The organism is Amycolatopsis sp. DG1A-15b, assembly GCF_030285645.1.
In the GTDB taxonomy this organism is placed as follows: domain Bacteria; phylum Actinomycetota; class Actinomycetes; order Mycobacteriales; family Pseudonocardiaceae; genus Amycolatopsis.
This window is the reverse complement of sequence record NZ_CP127296.1, coordinates 571,342-596,508: the sequence shown is the minus strand read 5'-3', so window position 1 is coordinate 596,508 and position 25,167 is coordinate 571,342. Positions and strand designations below refer to the sequence as shown.

20 protein-coding genes are annotated in these 25,167 nt (G+C 72.5%); 14 read left to right on the top strand and 6 right to left on the bottom strand.

Features of this window, described 5'->3' with window-relative positions; translation table 11 throughout:
• Window positions 1–51 precede the first annotated feature (51 nt).
• A complete protein-coding gene (gene hemG / locus QRY02_RS02740) occupies window positions 52–1,452 on the bottom strand; it encodes a protoporphyrinogen oxidase (RefSeq protein WP_285989910.1) in 1,401 nt (466 codons plus the stop codon).
• Window positions 1,449–2,519, bottom strand: coding sequence for a uroporphyrinogen decarboxylase (gene hemE, locus QRY02_RS02735; RefSeq protein ID WP_285989909.1), 1,071 nt, complete (start codon window positions 2,517–2,519; stop codon window positions 1,449–1,451). Before hemE ends, hemG begins: the two co-directional genes overlap by 4 nt.
• An 88-nt stretch (window positions 2,520–2,607) precedes the next feature.
• Between hemE and QRY02_RS02730 the strand changes: the two genes are divergently transcribed.
• The 4 genes from QRY02_RS02730 to QRY02_RS02715 all read left to right on the top strand — a co-directional run bounded on the left by QRY02_RS02730 (window position 2,608) and on the right by QRY02_RS02715 (window position 7,181).
• Complete coding sequence (locus tag QRY02_RS02730) at window positions 2,608–3,171, top strand: DUF3000 domain-containing protein (protein WP_285989908.1); 564 nt, start codon at window positions 2,608–2,610, stop codon at window positions 3,169–3,171.
• A 723-nt stretch (window positions 3,172–3,894) separates the two neighbouring features.
• Entirely contained in the window at window positions 3,895–4,611 is a 717-nt protein-coding gene (locus QRY02_RS02725; RefSeq protein ID WP_033261886.1) for a response regulator, read from the top strand.
• 98 nt (window positions 4,612–4,709) lie between these two features.
• The gene (locus QRY02_RS02720; RefSeq protein WP_285993746.1) at window positions 4,710–5,933 is read left to right on the top strand and encodes a ribonuclease D; all 1,224 of its coding nucleotides are present in this window, start codon (window positions 4,710–4,712) and stop codon (window positions 5,931–5,933) included.
• Window positions 5,934–6,029: 96 nt separating this feature from the next.
• On the top strand, window positions 6,030–7,181 hold the full coding sequence (locus QRY02_RS02715; RefSeq protein ID WP_285989907.1) for a toll/interleukin-1 receptor domain-containing protein: 1,152 nt from the start codon (window positions 6,030–6,032) through the stop codon (window positions 7,179–7,181).
• Here QRY02_RS02715 and QRY02_RS02710 read toward each other — a convergent pair.
• A complete protein-coding gene (locus QRY02_RS02710) occupies window positions 7,178–7,840 on the bottom strand; it encodes a TetR/AcrR family transcriptional regulator (protein WP_285989906.1) in 663 nt (220 codons plus the stop codon). The two genes, QRY02_RS02715 and QRY02_RS02710, sit on opposite strands and share 4 nt — an antisense overlap.
• Window positions 7,841–8,016: 176 nt before the next feature.
• Between QRY02_RS02710 and QRY02_RS02705 the strand changes: the two genes are divergently transcribed.
• From QRY02_RS02705 to QRY02_RS02665, 9 genes are all read left to right on the top strand, one after another.
• Complete coding sequence (locus QRY02_RS02705; protein WP_285989905.1) at window positions 8,017–9,486, top strand: amino acid permease; 1,470 nt, start codon at window positions 8,017–8,019, stop codon at window positions 9,484–9,486.
• Between the two features lie 12 nt (window positions 9,487–9,498).
• Entirely contained in the window at window positions 9,499–10,332 is an 834-nt protein-coding gene (locus QRY02_RS02700) for an urea amidolyase associated protein UAAP1 (protein ID WP_285989904.1), read from the top strand.
• A complete protein-coding gene (locus QRY02_RS02695; protein WP_285989903.1) occupies window positions 10,329–10,964 on the top strand; it encodes an urea amidolyase associated protein UAAP2 in 636 nt (211 codons plus the stop codon). Before QRY02_RS02700 ends, QRY02_RS02695 begins: the two co-directional genes overlap by 4 nt.
• Window positions 10,961–14,494 (top strand): urea carboxylase, encoded by a 3,534-nt coding sequence (uca, locus tag QRY02_RS02690; RefSeq protein ID WP_285989902.1) that lies wholly within the window; start codon window positions 10,961–10,963, stop codon window positions 14,492–14,494. Before QRY02_RS02695 ends, uca begins: the two co-directional genes overlap by 4 nt.
• Window positions 14,491–16,095 carry an allophanate hydrolase gene (locus QRY02_RS02685; RefSeq protein WP_285989901.1) on the top strand — a complete coding sequence of 535 codons (1,605 nt, stop codon included), beginning with the start codon at window positions 14,491–14,493 and terminating at the stop codon, window positions 16,093–16,095. The genes uca and QRY02_RS02685 overlap by 4 nt, the downstream gene beginning before the upstream one ends.
• Before the next feature lie 31 nt (window positions 16,096–16,126).
• The gene (locus QRY02_RS02680; RefSeq protein WP_285989900.1) at window positions 16,127–17,116 is read left to right on the top strand and encodes a YncE family protein; all 990 of its coding nucleotides are present in this window, start codon (window positions 16,127–16,129) and stop codon (window positions 17,114–17,116) included.
• A gap of 59 nt (window positions 17,117–17,175) precedes the next feature.
• Window positions 17,176–17,805 (top strand): DUF998 domain-containing protein, encoded by a 630-nt coding sequence (locus QRY02_RS02675; protein ID WP_285989899.1) that lies wholly within the window; start codon window positions 17,176–17,178, stop codon window positions 17,803–17,805.
• Window positions 17,806–17,991: 186 nt separating this feature from the next.
• On the top strand, window positions 17,992–19,182 hold the full coding sequence (locus tag QRY02_RS02670; RefSeq protein WP_285993745.1) for a thiolase family protein: 1,191 nt from the start codon (window positions 17,992–17,994) through the stop codon (window positions 19,180–19,182).
• A complete protein-coding gene (locus QRY02_RS02665; RefSeq protein ID WP_285989898.1) occupies window positions 19,183–21,294 on the top strand; it encodes a 3-hydroxyacyl-CoA dehydrogenase NAD-binding domain-containing protein in 2,112 nt (703 codons plus the stop codon). It begins immediately after the preceding gene.
• Here the strand turns inward: QRY02_RS02665 and QRY02_RS02660 are convergent.
• Window positions 21,291–21,719, bottom strand: coding sequence for a hypothetical protein (locus QRY02_RS02660; protein WP_285989897.1), 429 nt, complete (start codon window positions 21,717–21,719; stop codon window positions 21,291–21,293). The two genes, QRY02_RS02665 and QRY02_RS02660, sit on opposite strands and share 4 nt — an antisense overlap.
• A 68-nt stretch (window positions 21,720–21,787) precedes the next feature.
• On the opposite strand from QRY02_RS02660, the gene QRY02_RS02655 reads away from it, so the two are divergent.
• Complete coding sequence (locus QRY02_RS02655) at window positions 21,788–23,320, top strand: twin-arginine translocation signal domain-containing protein (RefSeq protein WP_285989896.1); 1,533 nt, start codon at window positions 21,788–21,790, stop codon at window positions 23,318–23,320.
• A gap of 20 nt (window positions 23,321–23,340) precedes the next feature.
• On the opposite strand, the gene QRY02_RS02650 is transcribed toward QRY02_RS02655, so the two are convergent.
• Both QRY02_RS02650 and QRY02_RS02645 read right to left on the bottom strand, forming a co-directional pair.
• Window positions 23,341–24,465, bottom strand: coding sequence for a sensor histidine kinase (locus tag QRY02_RS02650; RefSeq protein WP_285989895.1), 1,125 nt, complete (start codon window positions 24,463–24,465; stop codon window positions 23,341–23,343).
• The gene (locus tag QRY02_RS02645; RefSeq protein ID WP_285989894.1) at window positions 24,462–25,139 is read right to left on the bottom strand and encodes a response regulator transcription factor; all 678 of its coding nucleotides are present in this window, start codon (window positions 25,137–25,139) and stop codon (window positions 24,462–24,464) included. The genes QRY02_RS02650 and QRY02_RS02645 overlap by 4 nt, the downstream gene beginning before the upstream one ends.
• Between the last annotated feature and the right edge of the window lie 28 nt (window positions 25,140–25,167).

The window sequence follows — 25,167 nt, the reverse complement described above, 5'->3', positions numbered from 1 at the left end:
ATCCTGTCACCGCGGCGGCACCGTCGCCGCCACGGGTCGGGGTGAGAGCACTCACGCGGTCAGGTACGCGGCGATCCGCTGCGCCGCGGCTTCCGCCGTCGCGACACAGGCCGGCAGCCCGACCCCGTGCAGGGTCGCCCCGGCGATCGCCAGGCCCGGCACCTCCGCGACGGCCTTTTCGATCCGCTCGACGCGGTCGAGGTGCCCGGCGCCGTACTGCGGCAGCCCGCCGCCCCACCGCGTCACCAGCGTCTCCACCGGCGCCGCCGCCACGCCGGTCAGCCGGGCGAGGTCGTCGCGGACCACGCGGACCAGCTCGACGTCGTCGAACTGCAGCGCGCCCGGCTCGCCGAACCGGCCGACCGAGCCGCGGACCAGGACCGGCCCGGTGCCGTAGTGGGCCCACTTCCGGGACGAAAACGTGAACGCCTTCGACGCGTACGGCACGCCCGAAGCGTCCCGCTCGCCCTGGCCGATCAGGATCCCCGACGCCTCCGGCAGCGCGGTGCCGGGCGGCAGCGCCAGCGCGACCACCGCCATCGACGCCAGTTCGACCTCGCCGAAGGCCGCCGAAGCCGCCGGGACGACGTCGGTGAGCAGGCGGCGGGCCGACGGCGCGGGCACCGCGAGCACGACGGCGTCCGCTTCGGCGAGGTTGTCCGCCGGCGCGTGCGCGGTCGGTGCCGCGCCGATGCGCAGCCGCCAGCCGGCGCCGTGCCGTTCGATCTCGCACACCGGCAGGCCGGTGCGCAGCTCGGCGCCGGAGGCCGCGGTCAGCCGGTCGATCACGGTGCCGAGGCCGCCCGGGACGGTGCCGAACACCGGCGCCGTCGACGGGTTCGCCGGCAGCTGCGCGGCGGCCGCCGCGGTCAGCGAGCCCGCGCCCGCCGCCAGCGCGGCGGCCAGGCCGGGCATGGTGGCGCGCAGGCCGAGGCCGTCGGCGCCACCCGCGTAGACGCCGCCGAGCAGCGGGTCGACCAGCCGGTCCACCAGTTCGTCGCCGAACCGCTCGCGCAGCAACGGCCCCAGCGGCACGTCGCCGCCCGGCAGCCGCAGCTCGGGCAGCGACGGCTCGGCTTCGACCGCGTGGCGCCCCGCCTCGGAAAGCACCCCGGCCACCGACTCCGCGGACGCCGGCACGCCCATGACCGTGCCGGGCGGCAGCCCGGTGACGGCGCCGCCCGCGTGGATCTTCGCCCGGGCCTTCGTCGGGTGGACGACGTCGAGCCCGAGCTCGCGGGCCAGCGCGAGCATTTCCGGGCGGCGGACGAGGAAGGCCTCGGCGCCGACGTCGTAGGGCACCCCGGCCAGCTCGGCGGTGCGCAGCTTTCCGCCCGGCGCCGTCGTCTTCTCGAAGACGGTGATTTCGGCTTCGGGGCCGAGCAGCCGCCGCAGCCGGTACGCCGCGGTCAGCCCGGAAACGCCGCCCCCGACGACCGCGACGCGCTTCACAGCTCGTGCACCAGCCCGACCACGCGGGTCAGCACGTCGGGATCGACGCCCGGCAGCACGCCGTGGCCCAGGTTGAAGATGTGGCCGTCGGCCGCTTTGCCCTCTTCGACGATCCGCCGGACCTCGGCCTCCAGCACCGGCCAGGACGCGTGCAGCAGCGCCGGGTCGAGGTTGCCCTGGACGATCGCTCGCCCACCGAGGCGCCGCACGGCTTCGTCCAGCGGGATCCGCCAGTCGACGCCGACGACGTCGGCGCCCGCGTCACGCATCGCGGCCAGGAGCTCCCCGGTGCCTACGCCGAAGTGGATCCGCGGCACGCCGTACTCCGCGACGCCCGCGAGGACCTTGGCCGAGTGCGGCAGGACGAACTCGCGGTAGTCCCGCTCGGACAGCGCCCCGGCCCAGGAGTCGAACAGCTGCACCGCGTCGACGCCGGCGTCGAGCTGGGCGCGCAGGAACGTCAGGGCGACGTCGGCCAGCCGCCCGGCCAGCTCGTGCCACACCTCGGGCGAGGTGTGCATCAGCGCCTTGGTGTGCTCGTGGTTGCGGCTCGGGCCACCCTCGATGAGGTAGCTGGCCAGCGTGAACGGCGCGCCGGCGAACCCGATCAGCGGGGTGCCGCCGAGCCGCTCGACCAGCAACCGGACGCCGTCGGCAACCGGCGAGACCTGCTCGGGCTCGAGCTCCGGCAGCGCTTTCACCGCGGCGAGGTCGCGCACCGGCGTCGCGACCACCGGGCCGGTGCCGGGCACGATGTCGATGTCGACCCCGGCGGCCTTGAGCGGCACCACGATGTCGCTGTACAGGATGGCCGCGTCGACGCCGTGGCGGCGGACCGGCTGCAGCGTGATCTCGGCGAGCATCTCGGGATCGAAACAGGAATCGAGCATCGGCACGCCCTCGCGCAGCGCGCGGTACTCGGGCAGCGAGCGGCCGGCCTGGCGCATGAACCAGACGGGCGTGCGGGCCGGGCGTTCACCGCGCGCGGCGGCCAGGAACGGGGCTTCGGGCAGCTCGCGGCGACCGGACGGGACGGCGTGGCGCGGCAGGGGCGTGGTCTGAGACATCGCGGTCAATCGTGCCACGAGCCCGGGCGGGCCGTTCTCTCGGCGCGCCTGCGCCCGCAACAGGGCGTGCCCGCCCTAAAGTCGGTGCGTGACCGCGATGACGCCAGTGCCCGAACTCTTCCGCGAAGCAGTCGCGGCGCTGCAGTCCGTCCGGCCCCGCCGGGAGGTGCTGCTGGAGCCGATGCGCGCGCCGCAGCGGCTCGCGCCGTGGTCGTACGCGGTCAGCTGCGAAGTGTCCGGGCCCGCCGACGTGCTGGCCTCGGGACGGCTGGTCCTGCTGCACGACCCGGACGGCCAGGACGGCTGGGACGGCGTGCTGCGCCTCGTCATGTACGTGCGCGCGGAGCTGGACCGGGAGCTGGCGACGGACCCGTTCCTGCCGGCGGTCGGCTGGTCGTGGCTGACCGACGCGCTGGAAGTGTCCGGGGCGAGCTGGAAGGCACTGGGCGGCACGGTGACGGAGACGTCGTCGGCCCGCTTCGGCGACCTCTCCGGCCCGGCCCGCACCGACGACCTGGAGCTGCGGGCGTCGTGGACGCCGACGGACGCGGGACTGCTGCCCCACGGGCAGGCCTTCTGCCAGGTGATGGCGAGCGTCGTGGGCCTCCCCCCGGTCGGGGTGACCCTCTTCGGGCAGCGCCAGGGCTCCTGACCCGGCGTCCGGGCGATCTTCGGCAACGAATCGGCAACGGCCGGCCGCCCCGGGCCGTCCCCGGAACGCTCCTTGTACGGATGTGAGCAAAATTCACGTCCAAAGAACGCTGTTCACCCGGCCCCGGGCCGCCGAGATGCCGCCTCGCGGGCCGAGTACCGCGGATGACCACCGGGGCACCCCCTGGGCGCCGGGACCATCCCCGAGGTCGTTTCACGTCTCCTCGTTCGTGACGCCTCGCGGTCACGCACCGCAACAAGATCAAAACGAGGGCCCCACGGTCACCAGCACCCCGCAACAGACACGGACAGTCACGGCTCCGGGCGCGGACAGGCGCCCCGGACGCCTCGTGAGGGAGTCGATCAAGCCCCGGCCGGAGCCACATTCCGGGGGTCGCGGGCGCCCATCCGGACCCCCGCCACTAGGCGCACCGGCAGCTGCACGCCTCATCTGCACGGCCATTTGGGCGCCGGTAACTCCTTAGCATCGTGTTCACTGGGCTATCCGTTAGCAACCGGCCGTGTACTAGCCCGATCGTGTTACTACGAACCCACTGAGTGACTGTTCGTTTGAGATAGATACCCATTCGATCCCCCCGCAACGGCCTCAGGGCGGCTACAGTGCCTTCGACGACACCACTTTCGGTCTAAAGCTGGCGCGGCTGAACGGCCGAAGGTCCCGGTGCCGGTCGGGGGGCACGACCGACTCCAGGGAGGTAGTGACGTGGCTACCGTCGGCATTTCTCAGGCCGTCCGATCCACGCCAGCCGGCGCGTTGCCGGCGAGCATGGTTCCGCACCCGCGGGAAGAGCTTTTTTCGGTACTGGTGGTCGATGACCACCCGCTGTTGAGGGAGGCAATCGCAGCAAGACTCGCACAGATGGGTGCGGGAACCGTCCACGAAGCCGCCACGGTGGCCGAGGCGAGGGCGCGAGCACAGGCCACTGGGCCTTGTGACCTGGCGATCCTCGATCTCGGACTGCCGGACGGCAGCGGCATCGAGCTGGTTACGGAACTCCGTAGCCACGGCTGGCCGCGCGTGGTCGTACTCGCATCCTCGGACGACCCGTACGCGGTCCGCTCGGCCTTCCAGGCCGGGGCCCAGGCGTACCTGCTGAAGTCCGCGTCGCCGGTCGTCGTGACCGATGGCGTGCGGCGCGTGCTCGAAGGCGGCGTCTACGCCGACCCGAGCGTGGCTCCGGTGCTGGCCACCGGGACCCGCGTCGCGGGCACCGACAACACCCCGCGCGAGCTGTCCGCTCGTGAGGTGGAGGTGCTCCAGCTGGTCGCCGACGGGCAGTCCAACAAGGAGATCGGCGAGGAGCTTTCGCTCTCCGCCCTCACCGTCAAGTCCCACCTCTCCCGGATCGGGCGCAAGCTCGGCACGGGCGACCGGGCACAGATGGTGGCGCTGGCCATGCGAGCCGGCGTCATCCGCTGACGAAAGCACACCTCCCTGCGGGGCGGGCGGACCAGGCGCGGTACGCCCGTCCCGTAGGGTCGTCAACCATGGGAAGCACTGAGGCCGAGGACACCGGGATGGAGATCGAGTCCACGGGCGGCCCTGTGCTGCTACGCGAACCCGCCGAGGGCACACCCCCGGTGATCACCGACGCGGCCGCGCTGGCCGAGGCCTGCGCGAAGCTCGCCGCGGGCTCCGGGGCGGTCGCCGTCGACACCGAACGCGCGTCCGGCTACCGGTACTTCCCGAAGGCCTACCTCGTGCAGCTGCGCCGCGAAGGTTCCGGCACGGTGCTGATCGACCCGATCGCGCTGGACGGCGAACTCGCCCCGCTGCGCGAAGTCCTGAATTCCCTGGAGTGGGTGCTGCACGCCGCCTCCCAGGACCTCCCCTGCCTCGCCGAGCTGGGCCTGCACCCGGCGGCGCTGTTCGACACCGAGCTGGCCGGCCGGCTGGCAGGCTACGAACGCGTCGCGCTGGGGACGCTCGTCGAGCTGCTGCTGGGGTACACCCTCGAGAAGGGCCACAGCGCGGCCGACTGGTCGAAGCGGCCGCTGCCGGTCGACTGGCTGAACTACGCCGCCCTCGACGTCGAGCTGCTCGTCCAGCTGCGCGAAAAGCTGGAAGCGGAGCTGGGCGCCCAGGGCAAGCTGGAGTGGGCGCGGCAGGAGTTCGAGTTCGTGCGGACGGCCCCGCCGCCGCCCCCGCGGGCCGAGCCGTGGCGCCGGACGTCCGGTGTGCACAAGATCCGCAGCCCCCGCGGCCTCGCGGCCGTCCGCGAACTGTGGCAGGCGCGGGACGAGCTGGCCCGCAAACGCGATCGCGCGCCGAGCCGGATCCTCCCGGACAGCGCGATCGTCAACGCCGTCACGGCCGACCCCAAGACGGTCGAAGAGCTGCAGGCGCTGCCGGTGTTCAGCGGCCGCGTCCAGCGCAAGTACACGGCGAGCTGGCTGCGCCACCTGCAGGCGGCCCGCGCGCTGCCGGCTTCGGAACTGCCGTCGCCGTCCCAGCCGACGGACGGCCCGCCCCCGGTGAACCGCTGGGTGGACAAGGACCCGGACGCGGCGGCCCGCTTGTCGGCGGCCCGCGCGGCCTTGACGGCCATCGCGGAGGACCGCCGGCTCCCGGTGGAGAACCTGCTGCTGCCGGACCTGGTCCGGCGCACGTGCTGGCGTCCCCCGGCCGAAACGGACGAGGACTCGGTGGCGGAGGTCCTGCGTGCGAGCGGCGCCCGGCCGTGGCAGGTCGAGCTGACGGCGGCGGTGCTGAGCAAGGCATTGCAGACCACCGCTTCCTGAACGGACAGATCCGGGACAGTTCCCGGAATCGTTCTGCCCCGGTCATCGGCTGCCCTAGGCTGCGCCGGAAAACCCGCACCGCCCGAAGGTATCTCGATGACCGATTTCATGTCCGATCAGCCCGCCGTGCAGTGCTTTCTCAGCTTCACCCATGAAGATGACAGTTTCCTGAATTTCGTCACACCGCTCAAGAATTCGCTGGAGAAGTTCTGCGCCTCGGCGCACGGGCGCAAGGTCGAAGTGTTCGTGGACCGCGAAAGCATCGGGTGGGGCGAGGATTGGCGGACGAAGATCCAGGACGGGCTCAACGCCGCGATGGTGTTCGTCCCGGTCATCTCGATGAACTACTTCTACGAAAGCAGCGCCTGCCGGGAAGAGCTGACCGCCTTCTACGCCAAGGCGAACGAGCTCGGCCTCACGCAGCTGATCCTGCCCCTGATCGTGCTGGGGCACGAGCTGATCACCGGCCAGAGCGACGACGCCAACATCCGGATCATCGAGAAGCTGCAGTACGTCGACATCAAGGACGCCGTGCTGGCCGGCGCCGGCACCGCGGAATGGCGGCGCACGATGGACGTGGTGGCGGACAAGCTGATCAGGGCGATCCGCTCCGCGGAGGCGACCCTGGAAAAGCTCAAGAAGTGCGACCGGCTGCTCCTCGCCGGCGTCCCCCCGGAACGGGACGGGCCGCGGCTCCAGGAATACAAGGAAAACCTCACGAAGATCGGCGTGCTGCTGGAACGGCAGTTCGACGCGATCAGCCACTCGCTCGACGAGCTGGGCGAGGAAATGCGCCAGCTGACCGGCGACGTGGCCGGGCTGCGCCCGGAAGCGATCAAGGCGCGGGTGGTCCGCGCGGCCGACGCGATCAAACCGATGGCGGTCAACATCCAGCAGGTCGGCACGGCGTTCGAGACCACAGTGGCGGAAACCGATTCGACGATCCGTTCGTACATGCGCCTGATGGACTCGCACATGACATCGGAGCTGCTGGACCGCGCGCGCCGCGAATACGACGAATTCGTCGAAATGCTGACCGGGCTGATGGCGCTGGAGGCCCGGATCACCGAGTTCCTGACGCAGATCCGCCCGCTGGAAGCGATCAACGCGCCCCTGCGCGCGGCGATCCGCCCCCTGCGTGTCGGGGCGCAGTCGATGCAGCTGGGTATGCGCACGATGCGCGAACTGTCCCGGATCATCAGCAGCCTGCTGAGCGGCTGCGGCTCCCGTCCCGGCGCGGTCCGCTAGTCCGCGAGGGTCGCCAGCAGCCGGTGCGCCTCCGCGCGCAGCTCGTCCGCCGGCTCCGCTCCCACCAGCCGGACCACTCCGTCGGCTCCCTCGCGCACGTGGGCCTCGACGTCCAGCGCCGGGTCGTCGCGGCGGATCACCGCGATGCTCTCCACCAAGCCGAACACCAGGTCCGTCCGGATCGCGACGGCCGGAGGTGCCACGCCCGAAGCCGCCACCAGCCGGCCGTACGCCGCCTTCAGTTCCGCTCGCTCGACGCGGAACCTCGCCAGGTTGGGCGAACCGACCTCGGGCAGCAGGTACAACGCGCCCAGGTTGTGCCGGGCTCCGCCGAGCAGGCCGATGTCCGCGTACGCCAGTGCCCACAACCGGACCGCCGCCGGGGCCGCGCCCGCGACGAGGCGGGCCGCCAGGGCCAGTGACGGGCGGACCGTCTCGGCCAGCAGGGCCGCGAGGATGTCTTCCTTCGCCGGGAAGTGGTAGTAGAGCGACGCCTGGCGCAAGCCCGCGCGTTCGGCGATCGCTCTGGTCGTCGTGGCCGCGTACCCGGCTCCGGTGAACAGCTCACCCGCCGCCTCGAGCACCGCCTGGCGCGCGTCCGGGCGGTTCGCCGCCGCTCCGCTCGCCCTCGGCCTGCCGACTCCCGACCCATTGCCCACGGACGTGATCTTGCCAGGTCCGCCGCCGCGACACGCGCACGGAGGCGCGGTTACGCCCGGATGTCGTCATTGACGCCGTGTCGGTCCGGGCGTTAACCGGTCTCTAACACGGCGGAGATCATCACGTCGCGGCCGAGACCTAATTTCTGTCGAGCGATCGAAACAAGGAGCCCCGCATGACGCCACCCGACGAACTCGCCGCCTTCGGTTACCGCCAGGAGCTCCGCCGGTCGCTGGGCGGGTTCTCCGCCTTCGCCGCCGGCTTCTCCTTCGTCTCCATCCTCACCACCGTCTTCCAGCTCTTCGGCTTCGGCTACACCTTCGGCGGACCGCTCTTCTTCTGGACGTGGCCGGTCGTCCTGGGGGGTCAACTGCTCGTCGCGCTGATGTTCGCCGAGCTCGCCGCCCGCTACCCGCTCGCCGGATCCGTGTACCAGTGGGCGAAACAGCTCAGCAAGGGCTTCCTCGGCTGGCTGGCCGGCTGGATGATGCTGCTCGGCTGCATCGTCGCCCTCGCCGCGGCCGCGATCGCGCTGCAGGTCGTGCTCCCCTCGGTGTGGGACGGCTTCCAGTTCGTCGGCGGCGATCCGTCGGTGACGTCGCCGTCCGGCGCGGCCAACGCCGTGCTGCTCGGCACCCTGCTGCTCGTCTTCACCACCGCGGTCAACACCGGCGGCGTCCGGCTGATGGCGCGGATCAACGACGTCGGCGTCGCGGCCGAACTCCTCGGTGTCCTCGTCCTCATCTCCGGGCTGGCGCTGTTCGCCGTCCGCGGTCCGCAGGTGGTGCTGCACGACGCGCCCGGCACCGGCGCCGGGATCGGCGGCGTGCTCGCTTCGGCACTCATGGCGGCGTACGTGCTCTACGGCTTCGACACCGCCGCATCGGTCGCCGAGGAGACGAAGGACGCGCGCAAGGCGGCTCCCCGGGCGGTGCTGCGCGCCGTGCTCGTCTCCGGGATCGGCGGCCTCGCCGTGGTCGTCACCGCGTTGATGGCCGCGCCGAGCCTCACCGACGGGCAGCTCGCCGGCCACGGCCTGCCGTACGTGATCACCGCCGTCTTCGGCGACACCCTCGGCCGGGTCTTCCTCGCCGACGTCGCGATCGCCGTCGTCGTCTGCACCCTGACCATCCAGACCGGCACCGTCCGGCTGATCTACGCGATGGCCCGCGACGGCGCGCTCCCCGCGTCCGCCCGCCTCGCCGGGGTCAGCCCGCGCACCGGGACGCCGGTCGCGCCCGCGTTGCTGTCGGGCGCGCTCGCCATCGGGCTGCTGCTGCTCAACGTCGGCAACCCGACGCTGTTCAGCACGATCACCGGGACGTCGGTGGTGGTCGTCTACCTGGCCTACCTGCTGGTGACCGGGCCGCTGCTGATGAACCGGCTGCGCGGGCGGTTCCCGGCCGAGCCGGGCCGGTTCTCCCTCGGTCGCTGGGGCGTTCCGCTGAACGGGGCAGCGGTCCTGTACGGGATCGGCATGATCGTGAACATCGCCTGGCCGCGTGCGGAGATCTACGATCTCGCCGGTTCGGGCTCCCCCTGGATGCTCTTGTTCCCGATAGAGTTCGTCGGCGGCGCACTGGTGATCGGCTGGCTCTGCTGGCTGCGGCTGCGCCCCGCTCCCGCCCTCGAGCCCGCGACCTGAGAGAGGACGACCATGAGCACCACCGCGACGACCTACGGAGCGCGCGACCACGCCCGCGCCCAGGCCGGCACCGTGGTCGACACGATGCCGTCGATCCCGGCGAGCACCTGGCCGTCACCGCCGCCCGAGGTCGCCCCCGAGGCGCTGACCTGGGCCGAAACCGTGGCCGGCGGCGGGTACACGCACAAGGTGCTGGCCCGGGGCACGCGGCTGCGGCTGACCGACGTCGACGGCGACGCCTGCGCGCACCTGCTGCTGTTCAACGCCGATCAGCCGTGGGAGCGGCTGAACGTCGCCGACACGGTGAAGGTGCAGTGGAACGCCTACGTCGGCGAGTCGGCGGCGCTGCTGTCCGACCAGGGCCGGGTGCTCGCCACGATCGTCGAGGACGAGAGCGGGCGGCACGACGCCCTCTGCGGGACGTCCACTGTGGACGGCAACACCGAGCGCTACGGCAGCGGCGCCCCCGAAGGCCCCTCCCCCGCCGGACTGCCGCTGTTCACGCTGGCGGCGGCCAAGAACGGCCTGGGCCCGCGGGACCTGCCGCCGAGCCTGTCGTTCTTCCAGGGCGTGCGGGTCCGGCCGGACGGCAGCCTGGAGTTCACCGGCTCCGCCGGCGCCGGCAGCGCGGTCGACCTGCGGATCGAGATCCCGTCGATCGTGCTGCTCGCCAACGTCGCCCACCCGATCGACCCGCGCCCGGACTACACCGTGAGCAACCTCGAAGTCGTCGCCTGGCGCGACCGGCCGACCACCCCGGACAGTCCGGAGTGGACACACACCCCGGAAGCACAGCGCGCGTTCGAGAACACCGCCGACTACCTGACCGCACGGGGGATCGCATGAGCACAGCGTACGAGTCCCAGCTGGAAGTCAGCGTCGACGTCCCCGCGCGGGCGCCGTATTCGACGGTGCTGCAGCAGGGCCAGGAGCTGGCGATCATCGACCTCGGCGGCAACCAGGCCGTCGACTTCCTCTGCTACGACGCGAACGACACGTCGAAGCGCTACAGCGCGGCCGCGACGATCGCCGCGCAAGGCAACATCTTCCTCACCACCGGCAGTGTCCTGCGCACCCAGGAGGGCGCGCCGCTGCTGACCGTCGTCGCCGACACCTGCGGCCGCCACGACACGCTCGGCGGCGCGTGCAGCAAGGAGTCCAACAGCCTGCGCTACGGCCAGCACACCCGCCACCAGCACGCCTGCGTGGAGAACTTCCTCATCGAAGGCGCCAAGTGGGGCCTGGGCAAGCGCGACCTGGTCAGCAACGTCAACTGGTACATGAACGTGCCGGTCGAAGAAGACGGCACGCTCGGCATCGTCGACGGCATCTCCGCGCCGGGACTGGAAGTGCGCCTGCGCGCGGAGACCGACGTGCTGGTCCTCGTGTCGAACTGCCCGCAGATCAACAACCCGTGCAACGGGTTCGACCCGACGCCGGTGCGGATGGTCGTCATCTCCCCGGGAGTCGGCGCGTGAGGCTGCTCGTCGCCAACCGCGGCGAGATCGCGGTCCGGATCCTGCGCAGCGCGAAGGAACTGGGTCTCGAAACCGTCGCGGTGTACTCCGACGCCGATCGCCTCGCCCCGCACGTGCGGCTCGCCGACCGGGCCGTCCGGCTCGGCCCGGCCCCCGCGGCGGAAAGCTACCTGCGGGCCGGCGCGATCATCGCCGCGGCCCTGGAGACCAGCTGCGACGCGATCCACCCCGGCTACGGCTTCCTCTCGGAGGACGCGGCGTTCGCGCGTGCCTGTGAAGACGCCGGGATCGCGTTCGCCGGGCCCGCCCCGGAGCACCTGGAGGTGTTCGGCAGCAAGCACACCGCGCGTGAGGCGGCGATCGCGGCGGGCGTGCCGCTGCTGGCCGGCACCGGCCTGCTGCCCGACGTGGAGGAGGCGCTGGCCCGCGCGGCGGACATCGGCTACCCGGTGATGCTCAAGGCGACCGGCGGCGGTGGCGGGATCGGGATGCGCGCCTGCGCGTCGCCGGACGAGCTGCGCGCCGCCTGGGACACCGTGCGCAGCGTCGCGGCCAAGAGCTTCGCCAGCTCCGGCGTCTTCCTCGAGCGCCTGGTGACCCGCGCGCGGCACGTCGAGGTCCAGGTGTTCGGCGACGGCTTCGGCGAGGTGCTGGCCCTGGGCACGCGCGACTGCTCACTGCAGCGGCGCAACCAGAAGGTCGTCGAGGAGTGCCCGGCGCCGGACCTGCCCGACGCCGTCCGGGAACGCTTGGTGGCGTCCGCCGTCGCGCTGTGCTCGTCGGTGCGGTACCGCTCCGCGGGCACCGTCGAATACGTCTACGACCCCGAACGCGGCGAGGCGGCGTTCCTCGAGGTCAACACGCGGCTGCAGGTCGAGCACCCGGTCACGGAGGCGGTCTACGGCGTCGACCTGGTCGCCTGGATGCTGCGGCTCGCCCAGGGTGACCGCGCGATGTTCCGTGCGATCCCGGTCGCCCGCGGCCACGCCGTCGAAGCGCGCGTGTACGCCGAGGACCCGGGCGCGGGGCACCGGCCGAGCGCGGGTCTCGTCACCCGGGTCACGCTGCCCGCGGACACGCGGGTGGACACCTGGGTCGAACCGGGCGCGACCGTCACCACGCACTACGACCCGTTGCTGGCCAAGGTGATCTGCGCCGGCGCCGACCGCGCCGAGGCGCTGGCGAACCTGCGGGAAGCGCTCGCCGCGACCCGGTTCGACGGGGTGCAGACCAACCTGGGACAGCTGCGCGCGGCGGCCGCCGCGACGGCGTTCGGCACCGCCGCGCACGACACGTCCACTTTGGACGAAGTCGAGGACGCCGAGCCGAGGATCGACGTCCTGCGCGGCGGGACGATGACGACCGTGCAGGACTGGCCGGGCCGCACCGGGTTCTGGGCCGTCGGGGTGCCGCCGAGCGGGCCGATGGACGACCGTTCGCTGCGGCTGGGCAACCTCGCGCTCGGCAACCCGGAGGGCGCACCCGGCCTGGAGTGCACTGTGGACGGCGTCGCGCTGCGGTTTTCGCACGCCACCGAGGTGTGCGTCGCCGGCGCGCCGGCGACCGTGCTGGCCGACGGCGCCGAGGTTCCGTTGTGGACACCCGTCGAAGTGCCGGCGGGCGCGACGCTGGACGTCCGGGCGTGCACGGCCGGGCTGCGCAGCTACGTCCTGGTGCGCGGCGGCGTCGACGTGCCGGAGTTCCTCGGCAGCGCGGCGACGTTCACGCTGGGGAAGTTCGGCGGGCACGGCGGCCGCGCGCTGGCCGCCGGGGACGTCCTGCGCCCCGGCCCGGCCCCCGCGGACCCGGTCGTGGGCCCGGTGCCGGCCGCCGACCGGCCGGAGTTCGCCGCCCACTGGACGATCGGCGCGCTCGAAGGACCGCACGCGGCCCCGGAGTTCTTCACCCCGGACGACGTCGACACGTTCTACGCCACGGACTGGCAGGTGCATTTCAACTCGGCGCGCACCGGTGTCCGGCTCGTCGGCCCGCGGCCCGGATGGTCCCGCGCCGACGGTGGCGAAGCGGGCCTGCACCCGTCGAACATCCACGACACGCCGTACGCGATCGGCGCCGTCGACTACACCGGTGACCTGCCGATCCTGCTCGGCCCGGACGGGCCCAGCCTGGGCGGGTTCGTCTGCCCGGCGACGGTCGCCACCGGCGAGCGGTGGAAGCTCGGGCAGCTGCGGCCGGGCGACACCGTGCGGTTCGTGCCGATCGGCACCGATCACGCGGCGGCGCTGCGGACGCGGCCGGCGTCGGCGGTCGAACCGAGCCGGCCCGCACGCGACGACGACGGTGTCCTCGCCCGGCTGTCCGCTTCGGAGGAGGAGCCGTCGGTCACCTACCGCCGCAGCGGCGACGACAACCTGCTCGTCGAGTACGGCGAGATGAAGCTCGACCTCGCGCTGCGGATGCGGGTGCACGCGCTGGCCGAGCGCCTGACAGCCGAAGGCGTGCCGGGGATCGTGGACCTGACGCCGGGTATCCGGTCGCTCCAGGTGCACGTCGACCCGGACGCGCTGCCGGTCGGCAAGGCGCTCGGGCTGGTGCGCGAGCTGGAGCGGGACCTGCCGCCGACGCACGACCTCGTGGTGCCGAGCCGCAGCGTCCGGCTGCCGCTGTCGTGGGACGACCCCGCGACGCGCGAGGCGATCGAGCGGTACATGACCGGCGTGCGCGACGACGCGCCGTGGTGCCCGTGGAACATCGAGTTCATCCGGCGCGTCAACGGTCTGTCCGGTGTGGACGACGTCTACCGGACGGTGTTCGACGCGGAGTACCTCGTCCTCGGCCTCGGCGACGTCTACCTCGGGGCGCCGGTGGCGACGCCGCTGGACCCGCGCCACCGCCTGGTGACGACGAAGTACAACCCGGCGCGGACGTGGACGGCGGAGAACTCCGTCGGCATCGGCGGCGCCTACCTGTGCATCTACGGCATGGAAGGCCCGGGCGGCTACCAGTTCGTCGGGCGGACGGTCCAGGTGTGGAACAGCTGGCGCGGCGAGGACCGGCCGTGGAACCTGCGGTTCTTCGACCGGATCTCCTGGTACCCCGTGTCGGCCGAGGAGCTGCTGGACCTGCGGGCCCGCAGCGCGTCCGGGCAGCTTGAACTCGACACCACCGAAGGCTCCTTCGCCCTGGCGGACTATCAGAAGTTCCTCGCGGACAACGCCGAAAGCATCGCCGGGTTCCGGGCGACGCAGGCGGCGGCGTTCGAAGCGGAGCGGCGGGCGTGGGCGGCGGCGGGCGAGTTCGACCCGAAACCGGAGCCGGTCACCCGGCCGCCGGCCCGGGTCGAGGCGCCGCCGGGCGGGCACGTCGTGGAGGCGCCGTTCGCGGCGACGGTGTGGCGGGTCGACGTCACCGCGGGCGAGCGCGTCGACGACGCGCAGTCGCTGGTGACGCTGGAAGCGATGAAGACCGAGGCGCGGATCCCCGCGCCGGCGAGCGGTGAGGTGGTCGAAGTGCTCGTGTCCCCCGGTGATCAGGTGGCGCCCGGCACGCCGCTGGTGGTGCTCGGATGAGCGCGGCCGAGGAGCGGGTGCGGGCCGCGTACCGGCGCATCGAGCAGGTGGACCGGCCGGAGATCTGGATCGACCTGCGGCCGGAAGCCGACGTTCTGGCCGAAGCCGCCGCGCTGGCCGAACACGGCTTGCCGCTGGCCGGGAAACTCGTGGCCGTCAAGGGCAACATCGACGTCGCGGGGCTGCCGACGACGGCGGGCTGCCCGGACTACGCGTACAAGCCGGAAGCCGACGCGCCGGTCGTCGCACGGCTGCGCGCGGCCGGGGCGCTGGTGCTCGGCACGACGAACCTGGACCAGTTCGCGACCGGCCTGGTCGGGACGCGCAGCCCGTACGGCGCGGTCCGCAACGCCGTGGACCCGGCTTACGTGTCCGGCGGATCCAGCTCGGGCTCGGCGGTGGCGGTCGCGCTGGGCATCGTCGATCTGGCGCTGGGCACGGACACCGCGGGCTCGGGGCGGGTGCCGGCGGCGTTCAACGGGATCGTCGGGCTCAAGCCGACTCCGGGCCTCCTGCCGACCGAGGGCGTCGTGCCGGCGTGCGCGAGCATCGACTGCGTGTCGCTGTTCGCGCGGACGGTCGAAGAAGCGTCGTTCGCGCTGACCTGCCTGGCCGAGCCCGCGCAGGTGCACACGGGACGGTTCCGGCTCGGCGTCCCCGCCCCGGACCAGCTGGGCCCGCTGGCTCCCGGCTGGGCGGAGGCGTTCGACGCCGCGGTGTCGGACTACGCCGCGGCGGGTGCCGAAGTGACCACTGTGGACATCTCGGCGTTCCTGGAGGCGGCACGGCTGTTGTACGGCGGCGCGTTCGTCGCCGAGCGGTACACCGCGGTCGGCGAGTTCATCGACGCTCACCCGGACGCCGTCGACCCGGTCGTGCGCTCGATCATCTCGCCGGCCGGGGACATCCGGGCCCACCGGCTGTTCGCCGACCAGGCGGCGCTGGCCGGCCTGCGGGCGGAGGCACTGGCCGCGCTGGCCGGCGTCGACGCACTGCTGGTCCCGACGACGACCGAGCACCCGACTCTGGCGGAAGTGGCGGCGGACCCGGTCGCGGTCAACGCCCGGCTGGGCCGGTTCACCAACTCCACCAACCTGTTCGGGCTGCCGGCGCTGGCCGTCCCGGCGGGCTCGGTGGCCGGGCGCCCGTTCGGCGTGATGTTCCTCGGCGCCCCGCACGACGACCTGAAGCTGGCGGCCTTGGCCGGACTGCGGCGCGCACGCATCCCGATCGTGGTGGTGGGGGCGCACTTGCGGGGTCAGCCCCTGAACCACGAGCTCACGTCCCGCGGCGGCCGGTTCGTGTCCGCGGTTTCGACGGCGGCGTCGTACCGCTTGTACGCACTGGACACGGTGCCGCCGAAGCCGGGACTGGTGCGGGTCGCGTCCGGCGGTGTTTCGCTGGCCGCGGAGGTCTGGGAGCTGCCGGTCGCGGGGTTCGGCGAGTTCGTGGCGGGGATCCCGGCCCCCCTGGCCATCGGCAAGCTCGAACTGGCGGACGGCACGCGGGTGCCGGGCTTCCTCTGCGAGCCGGAGGCGACGGAGGGAGCGGAGGACATCTCGGCGAAGGGCGGCTGGCTGGCGCACCTCGGCGTCCGGTAAACCGGTTGCGCCGCCGGTCGACACTGAAGTGGTGATAGTTCATCCGGGCGGCCCGCTCGGCGGCACCTGGACGACGCGTCCGTGCCCGGTGCGCACGCTGAACGACCGGTGCCTCGTGCCGGTGCCGGGCGGCTGGCTCGCGCTCACCGAAGCGGGTTTCGTCCGGATCGACCACGAGGACCAGTGGCTCCTCGGGCCGGTTGTGCTGCCCGAGGAGCGTGACGTCGAGCGGAACGACGGGCCGGAGCGGCCTCGCGGCCCCGTACTGCACGCTTCGCGCGACGGGCGGTTCGCGGCGATCGTCTCGGACTACGGGCAGTACGGCACGGTCGTCGACCTGGCGGAGTGGGTCACCGTGCTCGACCTCGACCGTGACTGGGACGACAACGAGTGGACCCGCTTCCCGTTCGCCTTCCTCGACGGGGACAGGTTCGTCGCGGCCACCGACTCGAACCGGCTCGACGTCTTCGACGCGGCCACCGGCCGCCTGCTCACCGAGCGCCCCACGACCCGCGACGAGAACCCCGAGCACTACCTCGACTACTACTTCGGCGCCTTGCTGCCCAGTCCGTCCGGCCGTGCGCTGCTCACCGACGGCTGGGCCTGGCACCCGGTGGGTGTCCCGCTGATCATCGACTGCGCGGCGTGGCTCGCGGGCGACCGGCACGCCCCCGAACACGGGCGCCACCTCGCCGATCGCGACGACGTCTGGGACACCCCGATCGCCTGGCTCGACGAAAACACCGTGGCCCTGCAAGGTGCCGAGCCGCCCCTCGGCGGCATCGAGCTGCGCGACGCCGAGACCGGGCGCCGCACCGGGATGTTCGCCGGGCCCGCCGGGCGGATGTGGGCCCACGACGGCCTGCTGTACGTCGCCGCCGAAGCCGGGCTCGAGGTCTGGGACCCGGCCGAGGGCGCCCGTGTCGGCTTCGCCCCCGGGTTCCACCCCATCGCCCACCGCGACGGCACCTTCGCCGAGCTGCGTAACGATCAGCTGAGAACTTGGGCAACTCCGCGGTAACAAGCCTCATCCGTGGGCACCTGGACGCCGATTCACGTCAGTGACCCCCGGAGGCGGCCATGACCACGGCGACCACATCCCCGCAGGAAACCCTCGTCCACTCGTACCTCTTCCTCCGGCGCGCCATCGGGCTCGTCGGCCTGGCCCTGCCGGTCGTGCTCATCCTCGGCAAGCAGCTCGTCCAGGGCGGGGACCTCATCGGCTCGCTGAGCGGCTACTACTACACCGACCTGCGGGACGTCCTCGTCGGCGCCATGTGCGCGGTCGGGGTGTTCCTCCTCGCCTACTACGGCCACGACTACGTCGACAACGTCGCCAGCACGGTCGCCGGGCTGGGCGCGATCGGGCTGGCGCTCTTCCCGACCACCCCGGACCACGACGTGACGGCCTGGGACCGGACGACGGGCGTCCTGCACCTCGCCTTCGCGGCGGTGTTCTTCCTCTCCCTCGCCTACTTCTGCCTCCGCCTGTTCCCCCACGACGGCGAGCAGTCTCCGGGCACGAGCGTCGTCTACCGCGTCTGCGGCGGCGCGATCCTCGCCTGCCTGGTGCTGATCGCCCTGGCCAAGTACCTCGCCATCGCGCCGTCGCTGCACCCGGCGCTGTGGCTGGAGGCCGTCGCCGTGGAAGCGTTCGGCGTCGCTTGGCTCATCAAGGGAGGGACGATGAAGCCCAAGAGTGTGCCGTAGCCCACTCGACCGGGCCACACCACTGGTTACCGGTGGGTAACAAGGGCTATCGTGCGGTCAACACCTGTAACAACCGGGGCTCCGCCCCGGGCCGGGGGCTCCGCCACCCGGACCCCCGAAAACTGTCTACTTCATGGAGCATTCGTGGCCGCACCAGCAACGCCGCTCGCGCCGACCGCGCGAGGCGTGCGCAATGTCGCCTTCGTCGAGGGGGTCCGCACCCCCTTCGGCAAGGCCGGCGACAAGGGCATGTACGCCGGGACCCGGGCCGACGACCTGGTCGTCAACGCCATCCGCGAGCTGCTGCGGCGGCACCCCGAACTGCCGCCCGAGCGCGTCGACGAGGTGGCCATCGCCGCCACCACCCAGACCGGCGACCAGGGCCTGACCATCGGCCGCACCGCCGCGCTGCTGGCCGGGCTGCCCAAGTCCGTGCCCGGCTTCGCCATCGACCGCATGTGCGCCGGCGCGATGACGGCCGTCACCACCGCCGCGTCCGGCATCGGCTTCGGCGCCTACGACATCGCCATCGCCGGTGGCGTCGAGCACATGGGCCGCCACCCGATGGGCGAGGGCGTCGACCCGAACCCGCGGATCATCGCCGACAAGCTCGTCGACCCGACCGCGCTCGTGATGGGCCAGACCGCCGAGAACCTGCACGACCGGTTCCCCGCGATCACCAAGCAGCGCACCGACGCCTACGCCGCGCGCAGCCAGGAGCGCTACGCCGAAGCCGTCAAGACCGGCAAGATCGGCCCCGAGCTGGTCCCGGTCGCCACCCGGTCGAAGGAACTCGGCTGGGGTCTCGCCACCGAGGACGAACCGCCGCGGCCGGGCACCACCGTCGAGCAGCTGGCGAACCTCAAGACGCCGTTCCGCCCGTTCGGCCGGATCACCGCCGGCAACGCGGCCGGCCTCAACGACGGCGCCACCGCGTCGATCCTCGCCGACGAGGAAACCGCCCGCGAGCTGGGCCTGCCGGTCGCCATGCGGCTGGTCGGCTACTCCTTCGCCGGCGTCGAGCCGGAGGTCATGGGCATCGGCCCGGTGCCGGCCACCGAGAAGCTGTTCAAGCGCACCGGCCTGACCATCGACGACATCGGCCTCTTCGAGATCAACGAAGCCTTCGCCGTGCAGGTGCTGGCCTTCCTCGACCACTTCGGCATCGACGACGAAGACCCGCGCGTCAACCAGTGGGGCGGCGCCATCGCCTGTGGCCACCCGCTGGCCTCGTCCGGCGTCCGGCTCATGACGCAGCTGGCCCGCCAGTTCGCCGAGCGGCCCGACGTGCGGTACGGCATGACCACGATGTGCATCGGCATCGGCATGGGCGGCACCGTGATCTGGGAGAACCCGGCCTTCGAGGGGGCGAAGTAAATGACTTTCACCGCTGAAGAAGCGAAGGCCGCCTTCCCGGACGAGGTCGTCACGCACGCCGTGACGCGCCTGGTGAAGGTGCCCGGGCTCGAGAAGCCCGTCGCGCTCATCACGCTCGACAACGGCCACGACCACACCCGGCCGAACACCTTCGGCCCGCAGGGGCTCGTCTCCCTGAACGCCGCGCTGGACAAAGCGTTCGAGGCCGAGCCGGCCGCGATCGCCGTCACCGGCAAGCCGTTCATCTTCGCCGTCGGCGCCGACCTCTCGGGCGTCGAGTCCGTGAGCGACCCGAAGCTGGCGCGCGAGATCGCCCAGACCGGGCACGACGTGTTCCGCCGCCTCACCGAGTCGAAGATCCCGACCTTCGGGTTCGTCAACGGCGCGGTCATGGGCGGCGGCCTGGAGCTGGCGCTGTCCTGCCACTACCGGACGCTGTCGGAGAACACCGCGGCGATCGCGTTCCCCGAGGTCTTCCTCGGCCTCTTCCCGGGCTGGGGCGGCACGCAGCTGCTGCCGAACCTGATCGGCGCGGACGCCGCCGTCACGGTGATCATCGAGAACGCCCTGGCGCAGAACAAGATGCTCAACGTCAAGCAGACGGCCGAGCTCGGCATCGTCGACGCCGTCTTCGGCTCGGCCGACTACCTCGAGCAGTCGCTGCTGTGGCTGGCTCGCGTGGTCAACGGCGAAATCACCCCGGCCCGCCGGGAGATCGACCGCGGCGAGGCGTGGGACGCGGCCATCGCCCGCGCGAAGTCCATTGTGGATGGCCGCACGCACGGCGCGTCGCCGGGCGCCACCAAGGCCGTCGAGCTGCTCGAACTGGCCCGCGAAAACGACCTCGACCGGGGTTACGCGGCCGAGACCGACGGCCTCGCCGAGCTGCTCATGTCCGACGTCCTGCGCGCCGGGCTGTACTCGTTCAACCTGGTCAACAAGCGCGCCAAGCGACCGGCCGGCGCGCCGGACAAGTCGCTGGCCCGCAAGGTGAACAAGGTCGGCATCGTCGGCGCCGGCCTGATGGCCAGCCAGCTCGCGCTGCTGTTCGTGCGCCGCCTCAAGGTGCCGGTCGTGCTGACCGACGTCGACCAAGAGCGCGTCGACAAGGGCGTCGGCTACGTCCACGCCGAGATCGACAAGCTGCTGGCCAAGAAGCGCGTCTCCCCGGACAGCGCCAACCGGCTCAAGGCGCTGGTCTCCGGCTCGCTCGACAAGGCCGCGTTCGCCGACGCCGACTTCGTCATCGAGGCCGTGTTCGAGGAGCTGGGCGTCAAGCAGCAGGTGTTCGCGGAGCTGGAGCAGCACGTCAAGCCCGAGGCGATCCTGGCGACGAACACCTCGTCGCTGTCGATCACCGCGATGGCGTCGAAGCTGCAGCACCCCGAGCGGGTCGTCGGCTTCCACTTCTTCAACCCGGTGGCCGTGCTGCCGCTGCTGGAGATCGTCCGCGGCGAGCGGACCGACGACGCGGCCCTGGCGACGGCGTTCTCGGTCGGCAAGCAGCTGAAGAAGTCCAGCGTGCTGGTGAAGGACGCCTCGGCGTTCGTCGTGAACCGGCTGCTGCTGCGCTTCCTCGGCGAGGTGCTGGTCACCGTCGACGAGGGCACGCCGTTCGAGGTCGCCGACAAGGCCCTGGAACCGCTGGGCCTGCCGATGACGCCGCTGACACTGATGCAGCTCGTCGGCCCGGCCATCGCGCTGCACGTCGGCGAGACGCTGCACGAGTCCTTCCCGGACCGCTTCACCGTGTCCGACAACCTCGCCAAGTTCGTCAAGGCGGGCAAGAAGGGCGTCTGGATCTGGGACGCCCAGGGCAACGCCTCGGTCGACCCGGAGGTCGCCGAGCTGTGGACGCAGGGCGACAAGCCGTCCACCTCCGAGCAGGTGCGCGAGCGGGCCCTGTCCGCGATCGCCGAGGAGATCCGGATCATGCTCGACGAGGGCGTGGTCGCCGAGGCGCAGGACATCGACCTGTGCCTGATCCTGGGCGCGGGCTGGCCGTTCTGGAACGGCGGCATCACGCCGTACCTGGACCGCTCCGGTGTGTCCGAGCGGGTGAACGGCAAGCCGTTCCTCGCCCCGGGCGTGGCTTCGGTCCCGGCTCGCTAGTACTCGCCCTCTCGAGGGCACTTCGGCGGCGGCGCAGTGAGTTTCAGCTGCGCCGCCGTCGCGTCCGAATCGATCACCGTCACCCGCTCGGCGGTCCGGTAGCGGGCGTGCAGCTCCTGCGCCCACGCCTTCAGGTCGGTACCCGGGACGGCGAGCAGGGAGACCGACGGCGGGTCCACGAACACCCGCCGGACCTTCGGGTCGCCGCGGAAGGACGGCACCGCGGCCCGCATGTCCTCTTCGGACGAATACGTCACCACGACCGCCGCGCAGAGCGTGTGCCCGGCCAGCGGCGCCGGGTTCGGGTCCACCGGCAACTCGGGCGGCCGGACGAGCACGGCGATGAAGAACGCGAGCCCGGCACCCGCGGCCAGTGCCAGCGCGATCACCGGCGGCAGCACCCGGGTCAGGGGTTTCTCCTCCACACCGAAGATCACAGCACAGTTGGCCGCCGGGACACCGCCCGTTCACCCCGGCGGCTTAGCGTCCCGCCGTGACCACCGATCGACGCCGGTTCCTCAAGGGCGCCGGCCTTGCGGCCGCCGCCGCGGGCGTGCCCCTCCCGGCTCCCGCTTCCGCCGATTCCGGCCTGAGCCGCCTGTGCGGCCGCTACCAGTGGCTGGTGGGCGACCACCACACGCACAGCCAGTACTCGTACGACGCGATGTACCGGATCGACCAGATCGCCGCCGGCGGGCGGGCGCACGGCGCGGACTGGATCGTCTTCACCGACCACGGCCACGCCGAGCACGAGAAGGTGTCGGTCGAGCCCACCGAGGCGGACTTCCTCGCCGCCCGGCGGAAGTACCCGGACCTGCTGCTGTGGCACGGCATGGAGTGGAACGTCCCGGGCGCCGAGCACGCGACCGTCTTCTTCCAGGCCGGGGACCGGCAGGCTGCGAAGCTGCGTGAGTTCGAGCGGGCCTTCGACTGGCGGCTGACGAACTCGGAGGCGTCGAGCCCGGCGAACGAGGCCCTCGCGCTCCGGGCGTTGCGCTGGCTGGCCGCGGAGGAGCAGGCCCGGCGGATCCACGCCCCGGTCGTGCTGATCAACCACCCGCTGCGCAACGGCCGCGTCGCCCCGCACGAGCTGCGGGCCTACCGCGACGCCGCGCCGGGCATCGTCATCGGCATGGAAGGTGCGCCCGGCGCGCAGGCGGACGGCTTCCCCAAGCCGCTCGGCAACGGCGGCGCGCGCGGCGGCTACGCCAACAGCCCCGGCCCGAACTCGTGGCCGGGCTTCCCGGCCGAGGCGTACCGGACGCACGGCGGCTGGGACTGGGCCACGGCGAAGGTCGGCGGGCTGTGGGATTCGCTGCTCGCCGAAGGGAAGCCGTGGTGGATCACCACGAACTCCGACTCGCACTACAACCGCGGCGACACGCTGGTCCGCCCCGACGTGCCGGGCGACTGGTACGACACGCACGGCAGGTTCCCCGACCCCGTCGACACCGGCACACCGCAGCTGCTCGCGCCGTACGCGGACTTCTACCCGGGCGAGTTCAGCCGCACGTACGTCGGCGTCACGCGGCGGAGCCTCGAAGGCGTCCTGGACGGCCTGCGGGCCGGGCGGATCTGGGGCGGGCACGGCGGTCTGGCGCAGGACCTGCAGGTCGGCGCGTACGGCGGTGGTTCGGCGGCGACGCTGGGCGGGCGCCTGCGGGTGCGGCGGGGGTCGGACGTCACGGTCGTGGTGTCGGCCCGGCTGGCATCGCGCCCGAACGGCGGCGGCTCGGTGCCGCGGCTGGCGCGCCTGGACGTCGTCGCGGGCCCGGTCACCGGCCCGGCCGCCGACCGCGACACGATGACGGCACCGGGCACCCGGGTCGTGGAATCGTTCGAGCCGCGCTGGGCGCCGGGGCGGCCGGTCGTGTTCCGGCACACCTTCCGGAACGTCAGGGAACCGTTCTACCTGCGGGTGCGCGGCTCGAACGGCGACACCGAGCCGGCGCCGGACCTCATCGGGCAGGCGAACCCGTTCGAGGACCTGTGGTTGTACGCGAACCCGATTTTCGTGGACGTGTGATCAGCGGGCCGGCGCACGCGTCAGTGGGCCGGGAGGTGGACCGTCACGCCGAGGCCGCCGCCCACGATCGGCTCGGCCGAGACCGTTCCGCCGTGCGCCGCCACCGCGGCCCGGACGATCGACAGGCCCAAGCCCGCGCCGTGGCGGGCCGTGCGGGCCACGCCGGCCCGGCGGAACGGCTCGAACAGCTCCGGCACCGCCGCCGGGTCCACCAGGCCGCCCGACGAGCGGACGCGCAGCATCGACCACCGCGGCCCCGGCTGGGTCACGACCTCCAGCCAGCCGCCGTCGACGTTGTGGCGGACGGCGTTCTCCAGCAGGTTGCCCGCGATCCGCTCCAGCAGCGCCGGATCGCCGAACGCGGACGCCGGTGGCGTGGTGAACGACGCCCGGATCCCGCGCTCCGCGGCTTCGCGGTGGACCGCGCGCCACGCCCGGTCGACGACCACCGCGAGGTCCACCGGCTCGTGCACGCCGAGCCCGGCGGCGTCGGTGCGGGCCAGCAGCAGCAACGAGTTGACCAGCTGCCCGGCGCGCTCGGTCGCGTCGCGGACCACCCCGCCCATCCGGCGCAGCTCGGCTTCGTCGGCGTCGTCGTCGGACAGGGTGACGTCGAGTTCCGTGCGGATCACCGACAACGGCGTCCGCAGCTCGTGACTCGCGTTGGCGACGAAGTGGCGTTGCGCGTCGAACGCGGCCTGGAGCCGGTCGAGCATGTCGTCGAACGTGCTCGCCAGCTCGGCCAGCTCGTCGCGGGAGCGGATTTCGCCGATCCGCTCCCCCATCGATTCGACCGACAGCCGCCGCGCGGTGCCGGTGATCTCGCGCAGCGGCAGCAGCACGCGGGAGGTGAACGTCCAGGCGAGGATCGCCGCGGCCGCGACCACCAGCAGGAACGCCAGCGACCCGAACAGCAGCATCCGGTCGCGGGCGTGCACGCGCAGGTGCTCGGCGAGCGTCGAGGCGTCGACCTCGACGCCGTCGACGACCACCGTGCTGCCCGGCGGCATCTGCGGAACGGCGTCGAGCGAGTCCCGCACCAGCGTCCAGGCCAGCCAGAGCAGCAGCAGGCTGACGGCGGCGACCAGCACGGTCGCCAGCAGGGTGATCCGGGCGCGGAGGGTGCGGGTGCCCGGCAGGTTCACGCGCGCGAAGCGCCGGGCTCCGGCACCCGGTACCCGGAGCCGACCACGGTCTCGATGATCCCCGGCTCGCCGAGCTTCTTGCGCAGCGTCATCACGGTGACCCGGACGGTCGTGGTGAACGGGTCGGCGTTCTCGTCCCAGACGCGTTCGAGCAGTTCCTCGCTGCTGACGACGGACCCGGCGGCCTGCAGCAGGACCTCGAGGACGCCGAACTCCTTGCGCGTCAGCTCGACCGGCCCGCTCGCGCGCCGGACGGTGCGTTTGGCCGGGTCCAGTTCGACGTCTCCGGCGGTGAGCAGCGGCGGCGCGGCCGGCGTGGCCCGGCGGCCCAGCGCCCGCACCCGCGCGACCAGCTCGGGGAAGGCGAACGGCTTGGCGAGGTAGTCGTCGGCGCCGAGCGACAGCCCATCGACGCGATCGGACACCGAGCTGCTCGCGGTGAGCATCAGCACCCGGGTCAGCTCCCCGGACGCGACGATCTCCCGGCACAGCTCGTCGCCGGACATCCCGGGCAGGTCCCGGTCCAGCAGCACGACGTCGTACCGGGTGACGGTGGCCTTCTCGTGCCCGTCGTCCCCGGTGAGCGCGACGTCCACCGCCATCCCCTCGCGGCGCAGGCCGCGGGCGATCGCATCGGCCAGGGGTTCTTCGTCCTCGACTACCAAAACTCGCACCAGCCCACAATCCCATATTTTCCTGAGA